Origin of the sequence: Neobacillus sp. PS3-12 (assembly GCF_030915385.1) — a bacterium.
GTDB lineage: Bacteria > Bacillota > Bacilli > Bacillales > Cytobacillaceae > JAEVLT01.
In genome coordinates this window covers 699,229-712,335 of record NZ_CP133268.1, presented here as the reverse complement: position 1 = coordinate 712,335, position 13,107 = coordinate 699,229, and the positions used below count along the sequence as shown (strand labels likewise).

The 13,107-nt window shown below is 36.5% G+C and carries 15 protein-coding genes and 1 pseudogene; 14 read left to right on the top strand and 2 right to left on the bottom strand.

Features of this window, described 5'->3' with window-relative positions; genetic code table 11:
* Positions 1–2: 2 nt before the first annotated feature.
* The 6 genes and pseudogenes from ablB to RCG17_RS03635 all read left to right on the top strand — a co-directional run bounded on the left by ablB (position 3) and on the right by RCG17_RS03635 (position 5,424).
* A complete protein-coding gene (ablB, locus tag RCG17_RS03660; RefSeq protein ID WP_308173913.1) occupies positions 3–857 on the top strand; it encodes a putative beta-lysine N-acetyltransferase in 855 nt (284 codons plus the stop codon).
* A gap of 65 nt (positions 858–922) precedes the next feature.
* Entirely contained in the window at positions 923–2,323 is a 1,401-nt protein-coding gene (locus tag RCG17_RS03655) for a sigma-54 interaction domain-containing protein (protein WP_308173912.1), read from the top strand.
* Positions 2,324–2,441: 118 nt separating this feature from the next.
* Positions 2,442–3,872, top strand: a pseudogene (gene ablA / locus RCG17_RS03650) (lysine 2,3-aminomutase).
* Between the two features lie 15 nt (positions 3,873–3,887).
* Positions 3,888–4,175, top strand: coding sequence for a YokU family protein (locus tag RCG17_RS03645; RefSeq protein WP_308173911.1), 288 nt, complete (start codon positions 3,888–3,890; stop codon positions 4,173–4,175).
* A 200-nt stretch (positions 4,176–4,375) separates the two neighbouring features.
* Entirely contained in the window at positions 4,376–4,612 is a 237-nt protein-coding gene (locus RCG17_RS03640; RefSeq protein WP_308173910.1) for a YozE family protein, read from the top strand.
* Between the two features lie 116 nt (positions 4,613–4,728).
* On the top strand, positions 4,729–5,424 hold the full coding sequence (locus RCG17_RS03635; protein ID WP_308173909.1) for a hypothetical protein: 696 nt from the start codon (positions 4,729–4,731) through the stop codon (positions 5,422–5,424).
* 2 nt (positions 5,425–5,426) lie between these two features.
* Here the strand turns inward: RCG17_RS03635 and RCG17_RS03630 are convergent, their stop codons facing one another.
* On the bottom strand, positions 5,427–5,594 hold the full coding sequence (locus RCG17_RS03630; protein ID WP_308173908.1) for a hypothetical protein: 168 nt from the start codon (positions 5,592–5,594) through the stop codon (positions 5,427–5,429).
* A gap of 165 nt (positions 5,595–5,759) precedes the next feature.
* On the opposite strand from RCG17_RS03630, the gene RCG17_RS03625 reads away from it, so the two are divergent.
* The 3 genes from RCG17_RS03625 (at position 5,760) to RCG17_RS03615 (ending at position 7,891) form a co-directional block, all read left to right on the top strand.
* Positions 5,760–5,933 (top strand): YozD family protein, encoded by a 174-nt coding sequence (locus RCG17_RS03625; RefSeq protein WP_308173907.1) that lies wholly within the window; start codon positions 5,760–5,762, stop codon positions 5,931–5,933.
* A gap of 376 nt (positions 5,934–6,309) precedes the next feature.
* Positions 6,310–7,131, top strand: coding sequence for a serine/threonine protein kinase (locus RCG17_RS03620; RefSeq protein ID WP_308173906.1), 822 nt, complete (start codon positions 6,310–6,312; stop codon positions 7,129–7,131).
* Positions 7,118–7,891 (top strand): sporulation protein, encoded by a 774-nt coding sequence (locus RCG17_RS03615; RefSeq protein ID WP_308173905.1) that lies wholly within the window; start codon positions 7,118–7,120, stop codon positions 7,889–7,891. The genes RCG17_RS03620 and RCG17_RS03615 overlap by 14 nt, the downstream gene beginning before the upstream one ends.
* Positions 7,892–7,962: 71 nt before the next feature.
* Here RCG17_RS03615 and RCG17_RS03610 read toward each other — a convergent pair whose 3' ends face one another.
* Complete coding sequence (locus RCG17_RS03610; protein WP_256233984.1) at positions 7,963–8,100, bottom strand: hypothetical protein; 138 nt, start codon at positions 8,098–8,100, stop codon at positions 7,963–7,965.
* A gap of 165 nt (positions 8,101–8,265) precedes the next feature.
* Between RCG17_RS03610 and deoD the strand changes: the two genes are divergently transcribed.
* The 5 genes from deoD to RCG17_RS03585 all read left to right on the top strand — a co-directional run bounded on the left by deoD (position 8,266) and on the right by RCG17_RS03585 (position 13,083).
* A complete protein-coding gene (gene deoD / locus RCG17_RS03605) occupies positions 8,266–8,970 on the top strand; it encodes a purine-nucleoside phosphorylase (protein WP_308173904.1) in 705 nt (234 codons plus the stop codon).
* 158 nt (positions 8,971–9,128) lie between these two features.
* Positions 9,129–9,923, top strand: a complete 795-nt coding sequence (locus RCG17_RS03600) for a M15 family metallopeptidase (protein WP_308173903.1) — start codon at positions 9,129–9,131, stop codon at positions 9,921–9,923.
* Positions 9,924–10,060: 137 nt separating this feature from the next.
* Positions 10,061–11,554, top strand: a complete 1,494-nt coding sequence (locus tag RCG17_RS03595; RefSeq protein WP_308173902.1) for a lmo1851 family serine protease — start codon at positions 10,061–10,063, stop codon at positions 11,552–11,554.
* A 156-nt stretch (positions 11,555–11,710) separates the two neighbouring features.
* Entirely contained in the window at positions 11,711–12,121 is a 411-nt protein-coding gene (locus RCG17_RS03590) for a hypothetical protein (RefSeq protein ID WP_308173901.1), read from the top strand.
* A 134-nt stretch (positions 12,122–12,255) separates the two neighbouring features.
* On the top strand, positions 12,256–13,083 hold the full coding sequence (locus RCG17_RS03585) for a hypothetical protein (RefSeq protein WP_308173900.1): 828 nt from the start codon (positions 12,256–12,258) through the stop codon (positions 13,081–13,083).
* Positions 13,084–13,107: the final 24 nt, after the last annotated feature.

Below are 13,107 nucleotides of genomic sequence, written 5' to 3'. Positions count from 1 at the left end.
TGATGAATCAAACAGCAACAAGTATTTCGATTGAGGAGGATCTTTTTACTTTAAATGCTTATTTGGATCCTTTTAATAAACGAATACGAATAGACAATTACCTTGGGAATACCGATCTATTAATACAAAAAGCAGAGAACCTTGTCCAAAAACACTTTGCAGAAAAGTTAATCTTTAAAGTACGAAGCGAGCAGCTTAGCCATTTTTTTGAAAAAGGCTTTCAGCCAGAGGCAGTCGTTGATTCCTATTTCCTTGGTTCAGATGCTTATTTTGTTACTAAATATTATAAGGTTGATCGGAGGGTGAATGATCACTGGATCATAGAGGATCAAATCATAAAGGGGATAAGTGAATTAAAACCAGTACAACAAAAAATTTATCCCCCTGACGGGTATGAATTAAAAAAGGCTTATGAAAGCAATGCAGCTGATTTAGCAGCCCTTTATAAACAGGTGTTTCCTATTTATCCCACTCCGTTAAATGATCCTGAATATGTGAAAAAAACAATGAGGGAGGGAACCGTATATTATATATTCGTATATCAGGGGAATATTGTAAGTGCAGCTTCTGCGGAAATAAATGATTTTTATAAAAATGCAGAATTAACGGATTGTGCAACCCTCTCGGAGCATCGTAAGTATGGATTAATGAAATTTCTTTTGCAAGAGCTGGAGGGAGAATTAAGGAAAAAAGGCATTTATTGCGCTTACTCTATTGCAAGAGCATTGTCGTTTGGGATGAATGCAGCCTTGTTTCAACTTGGATTTCATTATCGAGGACGGCTTTTGAACAACTGTTATATCTATGACAAGCTTGAAAGTATGAATATGTGGGTAAAAGATTTGGCAAGCTGCTAAAATTTGAGCATCGGGTGCCGAAAAATTGGCTTCTTTACATCTAATTGATGGTAAGGTGAATAAGTATGGTTCAGCTAACTGCCTTAACAAAAGAGGTACTTGCAGCAATTCTAAAAAGTATTGATGAAGGAATTCATGTTGTCAACACAGATGGTGAAACAATTTTTTATAATGAAGTAGCTGCAAAACATGACGGAATGACAGCCAATGAGGTTCTCGGAAAGCCATTGTTAGAGGTGTTCCCTTCCTTAACAGCTGATTCTAGTACCTTATTAAAAGTGATGAAATTAAAGAGGCCTATTTATAATCAAACACAAGTTTATGTGAATCTCCATGGGAAAAGAATTGATACAATCAATACCACTTTGCCGATTTTTTTAGGAAACAACATCATTGGGGCAGTTGAAATTGCAAAGGATGTTTCAAGAGTAAAGCTGCTAGCTGAAAGTCTTTTAGATTTACAGAAAAGCATAAACAGCAAACGGGAAAAAAAGGCGACGAATCGTGTGAATTATACATTAGGAGATATCATCACTGAAAATAATGAGTTTCTACAACTAATAGCTGAGGCGAAAAAGTTTGCAAAGTCCGATTCTCCAATCATTGTTTATGGGGAAAGCGGGACGGGAAAAGAACTCTTTGTACAGGGCATACACCATGAATCACATCGGGCAGTTGGACCATTTATTGCACAAAACTGTGCTGCGATACCGGAAACATTGTTAGAAAGTATTCTGTTTGGAACATCTAAGGGCAGCTACACGGGGGCAGTAGAAAGAAAGGGGTTATTTGAACTGGCCGATGGCGGGACCCTTTTTTTAGATGAATTGCATGCTATGCCAATTGAGCTTCAGGCAAAGCTGTTAAGAGTGTTGGAGGATGGAATGGTAAGACGTGTTGGCGGAGCCGATCTAATCCATGTCAATGTTCGGGTAATTGCTGCAATGAATGAACACCCCAACATAGCTTTGAAAAATGGAAAGCTTCGTTCTGATTTATATTATCGATTAAATGTGTTTACGTTCAGCCTGCTGCCGTTAAGAGAAAGAAAGGAAGATATAAGTCTTCTGACTGAATATTTTATTGCTTTCTATAATGAAAAAGCGAAGAAAAACATAAAGGGAATAGGGAAAGAGCTAGAAAATTTTTTTATGGAGTATCCATGGCCTGGTAATGTTCGTGAGCTTAAACATACGATTGAATATATGATCAATGTTAGTGAGAAGTCTCTTTTAAGTCATGAGGATTTACCGATCATGTTGAAACACTTTTCCATTCCACAAAACAACAGAACATCGAGTGAAGGTGATTCGTTGTCCTTAAGAAGAAATATGGAAAAGTTGGAAAAAGAACTAATTGTGGAAGCGTTAAGGTTAACAAACGGAAATATTAAACGGGCTGCCATGCTATTAGAAATCCCCAGGCAAACCTTGCAATATAAAATAAAAAAAATACTTGATTCATAGGTGCCAGCATTTTGGCACTTTTTTTCATCCAGTTTTAGTGAAGTCCTTTCCTGAGATAAATAACATTTGGCATGAAAATTGCATAACAATGTATATAGCAGGTTTAGGAGGAGACTTCATGAAACAGACATTATATAAACCAAAAAGATATTGGAAGGATATAGAACTATGGAAGGATGTAACAGAGGAGCAATGGAACGATTGGATTTGGCAGCTTACCAATACAGTTAGAACATTAGATGACTTAAAGAAGGTAATTAAGTTAACCCCTGAAGAAGAAGAAGGTGTTCGCATCTCGACAAAGACGATTCCCTTAAATATTACCCCCTATTATGCATCACTCATGAATCCAGACGACTCCCGCTGCCCGATTCGGATGCAATCTGTACCTATAGGAAAGGAACTGCATAAAACAAAATACGACCTTGAGGATCCTTTATTTGAGGATGAGGATTCACCCGTCCCAGGTTTAACGCATCGTTATCCGGATCGAGTTCTTTTTCTTGTAACAAACCAATGCTCGATGTATTGCCGTTATTGTACCAGAAGGCGCTTTTCCGGACAAATTGGCATGGGTGTGCCAAAAAAGCAGCTTGATGCGGCAATCAATTATATCCGTCAAACACCAGAGGTTCGCGATGTGTTAATTTCAGGAGGGGATGGCCTGTTAATTAACGACCAAATTTTAGAATACATTTTAAAAAACTTAAGGGAAATTGACCACGTGGAAATTATCAGAATTGGAACTCGTGCCCCTGTTGTATTCCCACAGCGCATTACCGAAAATCTATGCAATATTTTGAAAAAGTATCATCCCATCTGGTTAAACACCCATTTTAATACCTCGATTGAAATCACCGAAGATTCAAAGCGAGCATGTGAAATGCTTGCTAATGCAGGCGTTCCGGTGGGAAACCAATCTGTTATTCTGGCTGGAATCAATGACAGCGTTCCGATTATGAAAAAATTGATGCACGATCTTGTAAAAATCCGCGTGCGTCCTTATTATATCTATCAATGTGATTTGTCTGAAGGAATTGGTCATTTTCGGGCCCCTGTTTCCAAAGGGCTGGAAATAATTGAGGGACTCCGAGGCCACACAAGCGGTTATGCTGTTCCAACATTCGTGGTTGATGCTCCTGGCGGTGGCGGGAAAATTGCTCTCCAGCCGAATTATTTGATTTCGCAAAGTCCGGAAAAAGTGGTATTACGTAATTTCGAAGGGGTGATTACCTCTTATCCCGAGCCGTAAAATTACGTCCCAGGTCGGGCAGAAGGGTATTTTAAGGAGGTCTATCCAGATATGGAAGATAAAAAGTCATCAGCAGGAATTGCCGGCATTATGAATGATCAACATTTTAATCTTGTTCCCGAAGGGCTATCCCGATTAAATCGTAGAAAGCATTATGAGGATGATCCAACCCATACAACATTAAAAGATAAACGAGAGAAGCGTGATGAACTAAAGGAAAAGAAATTTCAAGCACAGGTTAACAAAGAAAAAGAGAATACCGGAATAGAGAAACCATCAACACAGTCAAACGAATAGGGGGCATGCAAGAGCATGAAGGTTATCTGTGACTGGTGCGAAAGCCAAAATGTTGAAGAAAGTAAGGAAAGTGTCTTTTGGGAATTGCCCGATGGTACAAGAGCCATCGAAATCTCCGAGACCCCCACCATTGTTTGTCACGACTGTCAAATCTACTATCAACCTGATAATATTGTGAAAAATATTGAAGACCAGTTGTTTTTAGTAGATACCAAAAAGATTGGTAAATCAATTAGGTACGAAGATTTGATGAATATGCCACGGCTTCTGAAAAAAAATTACTTTGATTTTACTCAGTGGTAGACGATATAAAATTTAATTTCAGGAAGGCACACCAAGCCAACTAAAGCTAGATGTGCATTTTTTTTGTTAAAATGTGAAAGGTTTAAAATAGACTGATTTAGGGGGAAACTCTGATTTAAAAACTAGACGAAAACGATGTGATTCGTTATAGTAATTCTAAAATATTTCTTGAGATCTATAGCATAGAAAGGCGTTATAATATGAGAAAATCCTTTTACCATTTTTTAATGAAATATCGGCATCCAGAGCCAAAAGATGAAATTAGTGTTTTTGCTAACAATGCTTATCATGATCACAGTTTCCCAAAAATTTCAGAGGATTATGATGAAATCAGCTCTTATTTGGAGTTAAACGGCCAGTATTTAGAAAGCATGTCCGTATTTGATGAAGCATGGGAGCAATATTTGTTCACAGAAAAAAATGATCAAGACAGATGAAATCGCCCTTTTTTAAGAAGGGCGATTTTTCTTTTTCAATATGGTAAGCGTTCAATTTGTCTTAAGCATATAATATGTTAAATATTCACGACGGATCATTGAGAGGACGGAGGACGATGGACAAAAAGAAAAAACCGAAATTTAAGATCGGTGATACAGTCGTGATAACGATGTATGGTACTGTTGGAAAAATTACAGATGTAAAGTGGCTGGACGGTAAATACCTATATGAGGTCAATAATAGTGAAGGTCTTTATGTGGAAGCGGGATTACAGCTGCTTTCGGAATATAAAGGAAAAATTGTTGAACAAGAGCAAATTGACATTGAGTATAAATTCTTCTTTGGGGACTTAGTTCAAGTAAGCGGCTATGGTTCTGAACTATTTAAGGTGGTTGGATTTAGAACAGAAATATGGCGGTATAAGGAAGACGCATGGGAAGATGTTGTTTATGAGCTTTCTAGAGTAAGAGATGGAGAATGGCTGGAGGCAAGTGAAGAAGAACTAACCCTTGTCGCAGATGCAGAAAGTGCGGATACTTTCATCCAAAAATTAGGTCTCCTCTACATGATTAACAAACAACAAAACCCCATTAAATTACCTAAGTTACAAAATATATTAAGAAAATCGGAAGTTGAAGAGATGGAGCGAAAAAAGGAACAGAAAGAGCTAATTGACAGTTTATTAGATATTTATAATGATTATCGAATTCTTTATGAAATGTTTCATGATCAGGAATACTACCAGGTAATGAGGGTAGTATTGCGAAAGTTAGCAAGTATTACAAACAATGATGGCAAAAGCCATGTATAGGCTTAGAGCCTGGTAAACTCATATAATATATAGAAAATAAACGGTATTCCGCCCCACTTTATCAGAAAAAACAAAAAATTAGTCGTGGATTCGCAATAATGTAAAAAACGGCCATCCTCACGGTTTACATCTTCGATAAATGCTGCAATTAAGGTTTGGATTGTTGGCATTTGTTTCACCTCTAAGGAATGATTTTATTTGTAGCATTCTATGCTTGTCCAAATTGAAAAAGACCAAAAAGTAAAAGCGATATTATCGATAAGGAATGAAATAGAAATTTACAAGCATGAAAAAAGAACGAACATCATACATTCTCTAAAAAGGGGGGCGATGCTGTGAGAGAAATTGAAGTATTTATTGATACGGAAGAAATTGCAGAATTTTTCTTTCATGAGCTTGTAAAAAGGGGATACGTTCCTACAGAAGAGGAATTAGAGGAAATCGCTGATATTACATTTGAATACTTAGTAGAAAAAAGTATTATTGATGAAGAAATTGAAGAAGATTAAAACAGGGACGAAAATCTCATTGATGATAAATTAGCGAGAGACAATAAAACTATAATTGATAATCCGTTATGGTCGAGCAGTAGCTGCCGGCTTTTTATTTTTTTAATGGAAAATGAAACCATTTTTTAATCATTTCGTATATATATAAAACTATTAATGATTAAAAGGGGGAGTACCTTTGCTAAAGAAAATTCTTAAATCACTTATTAAAAGTTCTCATCAACACAAATATTCAAGCTCTAGTGATTTGAAGAAATATAAGCATCACAAACACAGTCATTTAGGACACGACTATTACAAAAAGAAAAAGAAAAGCGGGAGTTTTTTTTCTAGCTTTTTTAGCAGTTAATATCAATTGAATAAAGGTAAGAAAAAAATGAAGATGAAGACATTAATCCTTTTCTTTTCTGGTCTCTTTGACCCACCCTTTTCAAAAGGAGTTCTCGTGGGTAGCAGGTATAAAGTTGTCAGTCACCTTGGTAGGGGAGGATATGGACATAGCTACCTAGTTATTGATCAACAGACAAACCAAAGCTTGGTACTAAAAGCATTGCGTCTCCACAGAAGAATCTTAAAATCAGGCAGAGAAAGGTTTGAGCACGAGAAACTACTATTAAAATCGATTATCCACCCTGGGTTTCCAAGCTATAAGGAATCTGGATCATATAAGAAAATACCTTTTTATACAATGGAATTTATCGATGGGAAGAACTTCGAGCAGTTAATTTTTAATGATGGAAAACGGTACAATGAATTAGAGGCATTTAAAACGGTTTATCAATTGTTACCAATGATTCAATTTTTACATTCAAAAAAGATTATCCATCGGGATATTCGGATACCTAACGTAATATCAGATGGGAGTTTTCTTTGGCTTATTGATTTAGGTCTTGCTACAGAAAAAGAAGCCATTTCTTCTGAAAGCAGAAAAAAAAGGGATTTGAATAAACAATCGAATTATCAAGCTGATTTTTATTCACTTGGACATTTTTTATTGTTTTTACTGTATTCTAACTTTACGTTTCCAAGAAGGAGTAAGGCAAGAAGCTGGGAAGAAGAGCTGGAGATATCTCATCAGTCAAAGCATATTGTCCAAAGATTATTAGAAATAAAGACACCATACCAAAATTGCAGTCAAATTCAAAAAGACATCGAAAAATTAATCCTGAATGGAGAGGAAGAAAATGTCGTTTTTTAATAAGGTCTTGGCAAGTGTCGGGATTGGTTCAGCAATGGTTGATACAAGGCTTGAAAAAAATACGTTTTTTCCAGGAGAATTGGTCAAGGGAATCGTAGTTGTAAAGGGAGGAAATATTGATCAGTCAATAGACGAAATAGAGCTATCCCTAAATACATCGTATTTAAAGGAAAGAGACGACCATAAGTACACGGTCACAGCATGTATCGAACGCTTTCGAATAACAGAACCATTTACTGTATATAAGAATGAAACCAAGGAAATTCCTTTTACTTGTCATATGCCATATGACATACCGCTTTCTTTAGGAAAATCAAAAGTGTGGGTAACAACTGGTCTTGCAATCAGAAATGCAGTGGACCCAACTGATAAAGATTATATAAATATTGCTCCGACTCCATTAGTATCGGCTGTACTAAAGTCAATCGAACAATTAGGTTTTTGGTTACGGGAAGTGGAATGTGAAGAAGCTCCACATCGTCTACGCCGCCGTTTTCCATTTGTTCAGGAATTTGAATTTGTTCCGCACGGGGGACCTTTCCAAGGCCGCCTAGATGAATTGGAGATGATTGTCTATCCATCAAGCGATGCTGACCAAATTGAACTTTTACTGCAAGTCGACCGTCGTGCACGTGGATTAGGAGGGCTTCTTGCAGAAGCCTTAGACATTGATGAAACGTATGTTAGACTAACAGTATCAAATTTGGATATCCCGTACTTGACACAAAAATTACAAAGTATTATCCAAAAGTATTCATAATACAAAATGAGGCCTGGGGAACAGAATCCCCAGGTTTTTTATCCAAATCAATTGAAAATGATCCATATGGCTTAATGGTAGTTCCGTTTGCGTCCTCCTGTTGCAGTAACTTCTTTTGCATGTGCTTCATGCTCTGCAACAATCTGTTCAGCTGGAATATGATTGTTTTTCTTAGGTGAATTGATTCGATTGCGATGTTTTTTTCCCATAGTACAATCTCCCTCTATTTTTGCCTTTGATTTTCCCTTAAGAAAATCTAAATGTATTTTTCCTCTATAATTAAAAACATATGAGTGTTTAACTATTTTTTCTTTGGAATGTAGTTATGATATATTGAGGATGGTACATATTGACTATTAAAGGGAGGTTTCAATTTGAGTATCCATATAGCAGCAAAGGAAAAGGAAATTGCCGATACTGTGCTATTACCTGGTGACCCGCTTCGAGCAAAATACATTGCCGAAACTTTTTTAGAAAATGCTAAATGCTACAACGAAGTTCGTAACATGTTTGGTTACACAGGAACCTATAAAGGAAAAAAAGTGTCTGTCCAAGGAACAGGAATGGGGGTTCCCTCGATTTCTATCTATATTACCGAATTAATGCAAAGTTATAATGTACAAAAGCTTATTCGAGTAGGGACCTGCGGAGCCATTCAGAAGGATGTAAAAGTCCGAGATGTTATTTTAGCCATGACAGCATCTACTGATTCACAAATCAATCGATTGACATTTGGCGGCATAGACTATGCACCTGCAGCCAATTTTGCTTTACTAAAAAAAGCATATGATGCGGGTGTTGAAAAAGGCTTACAGTTAAGAGTTGGCAACGTGTTTACTGCTGATATGTTTTATAATGACAACGCAGACCTTGAAAAATGGGCGCAATATCAAATTCTTGCCCTGGAAATGGAGACAAGCGCTCTTTATACATTAGCAGCAAAATTTGGACGTAAGGCTTTATCTGTATTAACCGTTAGTGATCATGTTTTGACAGGTGAAGAGACAACAGCAGAGGAAAGGCAACTTACTTTTAATGATATGATAGAAGTCGCATTAGAAGCAGCGACGAATGACTAAAATTGTACAACCAAATTCCTAAGGCCAAATGCCCGCAATGACACTTTTAGTGCTGGCAATTTGGCTTTTTTAAATTTTGCAAATATAAGAAACCTTGATTTTTGGTGTTAAAATAGGTATAGTGCTTAGGTAAAACTAAAAAATCAGGTGAAAAAATAATGAAATTAAGAAATGGCATCTTGGTAATGGGATGTTTTCTGCTCATTTCAGGCTGTAGCGAGATAGCCCCTCATACAGGGTTCATAGGCAGCGCTGATAGTGACCAGAAAACAGTAAGCAAAGGACCTCAAAAAATTAAGGGAAATCCTTTAAATCTAGAATCAGTGTATTTTAATAATCTTAAGGCTGTTGATGGCAAAAATACTATTCAAAATCCGACCAATGTTTTAGCTTTGGTGAATAAGGATTATTCCTTACCGAATAACTATATTCCCAATGATTTAGTTCGGCCAAATGTTGAGTTTTCCTTCACAGAGTTAAAATTGGAAAAAGCCTATATGAGAAAAGAAGCAGCTTTGGCACTTAAAAAAATGTTCAAGGATGCAAAGAGTTCAGGAATTGAATTGTGTGCTGTCTCCGGTTATCGTTCCTACAGCAGGCAAAAAAATCTATTTGATGCAGAAGTAAATCATGTAGGAGAAAATAAGGCGGAACAAGCAGTAGCCATTCCAGGTACAAGTGAACACCAAACAGGCTTAGCCATGGACATTGCCGGTAAATCTACGGAATTACATTTAACTGAAGGTTTTGCAAATACAAAAGAGGGGAAATGGCTTTCCCAAAATGCTTATCGTTTTGGTTTTATTCTCCGCTATCCTAAAGGGAAAGAAAATCTTACTCATTATGAATATGAGCCTTGGCATTTTCGCTACGTTGGTGTAAAGGCTGCAACGACTATCTATAAAAATAATTGGACACTAGAAGAATATTTTCAGGAAGTTAAAAAGATTTAAAAAGGAGAGAAACTCTCTCTTTTTTAATATATAAAATTTTAATATCAAGCTAATGCTTTTTTCACTAACTTTTCTTTGTAATTTTTTAAAAAAAGATGTTATTCTAATCATTAAGGGTTTCTTTATGAAAGTGGTAAATGAAAGTGGTGAAAGCTTTGGATGAACAAAAAGTTGGACAAGAAAAGCAGGAACAAACAAATTTAGAAAATAAATCTGGATTTATTCGAATGAAAAAATTCCAATTTATCATGCTCCTTTTTCTAGTTGTTTTTCTATCTGCAGGAATTACAACATTTGCTCTGGCCTTTGGTAATGATAAGGTAGCAACAGTTGGGGCAGACAGAGCTGAATTTTCTAAACTGTATAGTGCGTTTGATACATTAAAAAATGGGTATTATCAGAAGGTAGATGACAAAAAATTAATAAATGGAGCAATCAATGGTATGGTTCAATCTCTTGGTGATCCATATTCCGATTATATGAGTAATACTGAATCAAAAAGCTTCCATAACAGTATTTCTTCTTCCTTCGATGGAATTGGTGCTGAAATTCAAGAAAAGGATACCCATATTGTCATTGTTTCTCCAATTAAAGGGTCACCAGCAGAAAAAGCAGGTTTAAAGCCAAATGACGTTATCGTATCTGTAGATGGGAAAAGCTTGCAAGGAATGAACTCGACTCAAGCTGTTGCATTAATTCGTGGAAAAAAAGGTACAAAGGTTAATTTAATTATTCAACGTCCAGGCACAGAAGCACCTGTCAAGGTGTCGGTTATTAGGGATCAAATCCCAATCAATACAGTTTATGGAGAGATGGTCGGCGATGGGATCGCTAAAGTCCAGATCACCAGTTTTTCAAGCAATACATCAAAAGAACTTGTTAAAACATTAAATGATTTACAAAAGCAAGGTATGAAAGGCCTAGTCTTGGATTTACGACAAAATCCAGGTGGATTATTGGATCAGGCTATTAATATTTCCAGTCTATTTGTTCCGAAAGGAAAAGTTCTATTTAAGGTAGAAGACCGAAATGGAAAAATTAAGGAATATACCTCCCAAAACAAAGGAAACGACACGATGCCATTAGTCGTTTTAATTGATAGCGGAAGTGCAAGTGCTTCTGAAATCGTTTCTTCTGCAGTAAATGAATCTGCAGGGGTACCACTTGTTGGTGAAAAATCTTTCGGGAAGGGAACTGTGCAAACTGCTCAGGACTTTTCAGATGGTTCCAACCTAAAGTTCACAATGGCAAAATGGTTAACACCGAACGGAAATTGGATTCATAAAAAAGGACTTAAACCAGATTATCCTGTTTCGCTGCCAGATTATGCAAATCTGACTATGATTGACCCAGATAAAGAACTAAAGCTATCAACTGTCTCAACGGACGTTAAAACAGCACAGATTATGCTAAAATCCATTGGATTCGATCCTGGAAGAGAAGATGGGTTTTTTGATGATAAGACGCAAAATGCTGTGATCGCATTCCAAAAAGCTCAAAGTCTGCCGGCAGATGGGGTTATTAAAGGTGAATCGACGTTAAAATTAATGGATCTTTTACGTCAAAAAATCCAACAAAATGATACCCAGCTTCAAAAGGCTATAGAAGTCCTTAAAGAGAGAATGAAATAATGAAACATTTGTGAAATTATCGGATTAATAATCCTGTAAGTCGAAAAGCCTGATCTTAATAAAATGGATCAGGCTTTTTTGCTATTATTCCTTGAAAAGAACTCAATGGTTTGTATGCAAACTAAAAATTCGATAAAATGAACAAGCAGAATTGAATTGAATCATCGAGGTGATATTTTGAAGCAAATCATTCAAATAAACGATGAGCAAAAGCAAATAATTATCGAAATTGAAAAAGAGTGTGAAATTATTTGCCAAGAGCTGGAAGAAAAATATCAGTTTGAATTTAAATACAATGATAAACAACTCGTTATAGAGCTGATCCGAATGAAAAAAGGAAAACTTGCTACGGCTTTAGATATATTAGAGGTAGATTATGAATCGTTTATTGAAGTTGGCATTGAGCATGAGGAGGAATATTATCCAAATGCCTACATCCCGATCTGGAAATGTAAAGGTGAATGGTTTCAAAAAATAGGGTATTTAACAAGGCGAACAAAAGAACAATTGGTTATCATGATATCGTCTTTAGTTAAGGAAATGCTTGCTGACAAAGAAGGGGAATAATCCTTAGTGGTTTTTAGTTTATTAGGTTTCTCGGAAAGTGGCAGCCATTAAGAAATAACCGTCGTTTTTCATGAATGATATTTTCTTCTTCAGGTAACTCTTTAAATAGTAGTTGTTAAAAATGGGGGTTCTTGATGAAGAAAATGGTTGTTTTTTGTATTCTGGCTGTTTTATTACAAAGTGGAAAAGAGGTTAGGGCAGCCAACCAAATTAGTTTCCAGATCGAATTGCTTCCCTGGGAAGAAGTAAATATCCTATTGCCGAAATATACAAAGTTTACTGTAATGGATGTTGATACAGGGAAACAATTTCACGTTCAAAGGCGGGCGGGCAGCCATCATGCTGATGTTCAGCCATTAACCGCAGAAGATACAAAAATCATGAAAAGTATTTATGGTGGAAAGTGGAGCTGGAAACGCCGCGCCATTATTATTATACATAAAGATCAGTGGGTCGCTGCCTCCATGCACGGTATGCCACATGGTGGCGGGGCACTTAAAAATAATTTTCCTGGACACTTTTGTATCCATTTCTTTGGGAGTACCACTCATCGAACCAATTCAATGGATCTAGCGCATATGCTGATGATTTATAAAAGTGCTGGCAGGTTGGATGAGTACTTTTGGGGGGCAAATCCTTATGAAGTTATCGAAGCTTATGTTACGGGCATAAAGCAGAAGGACGAAACAATTTCCTCCGCAGCATCCCTTCAAAAACTTAAATGGAAAGTTGTACTTAACCAAATTGAAAGCATTAATATAAGGCGGCTATCGCTCCTTCCTCCGGAGGATTTAAAAAGTGAGATCAGCCTTGATGTTCCCATTGAATTTGATTTATTTCTGAACAAGATTGGCAGAAAAACCATTAAGGGAATCATTCATTTAGTAAGGTTTTCACAATATCAGCCTTGGAAAATCGATTCAATGAGGTTCTTTAAGGAAAGTAACATTAGAATGTCATGAAAAACTAATCTCATAAGCCCAAAA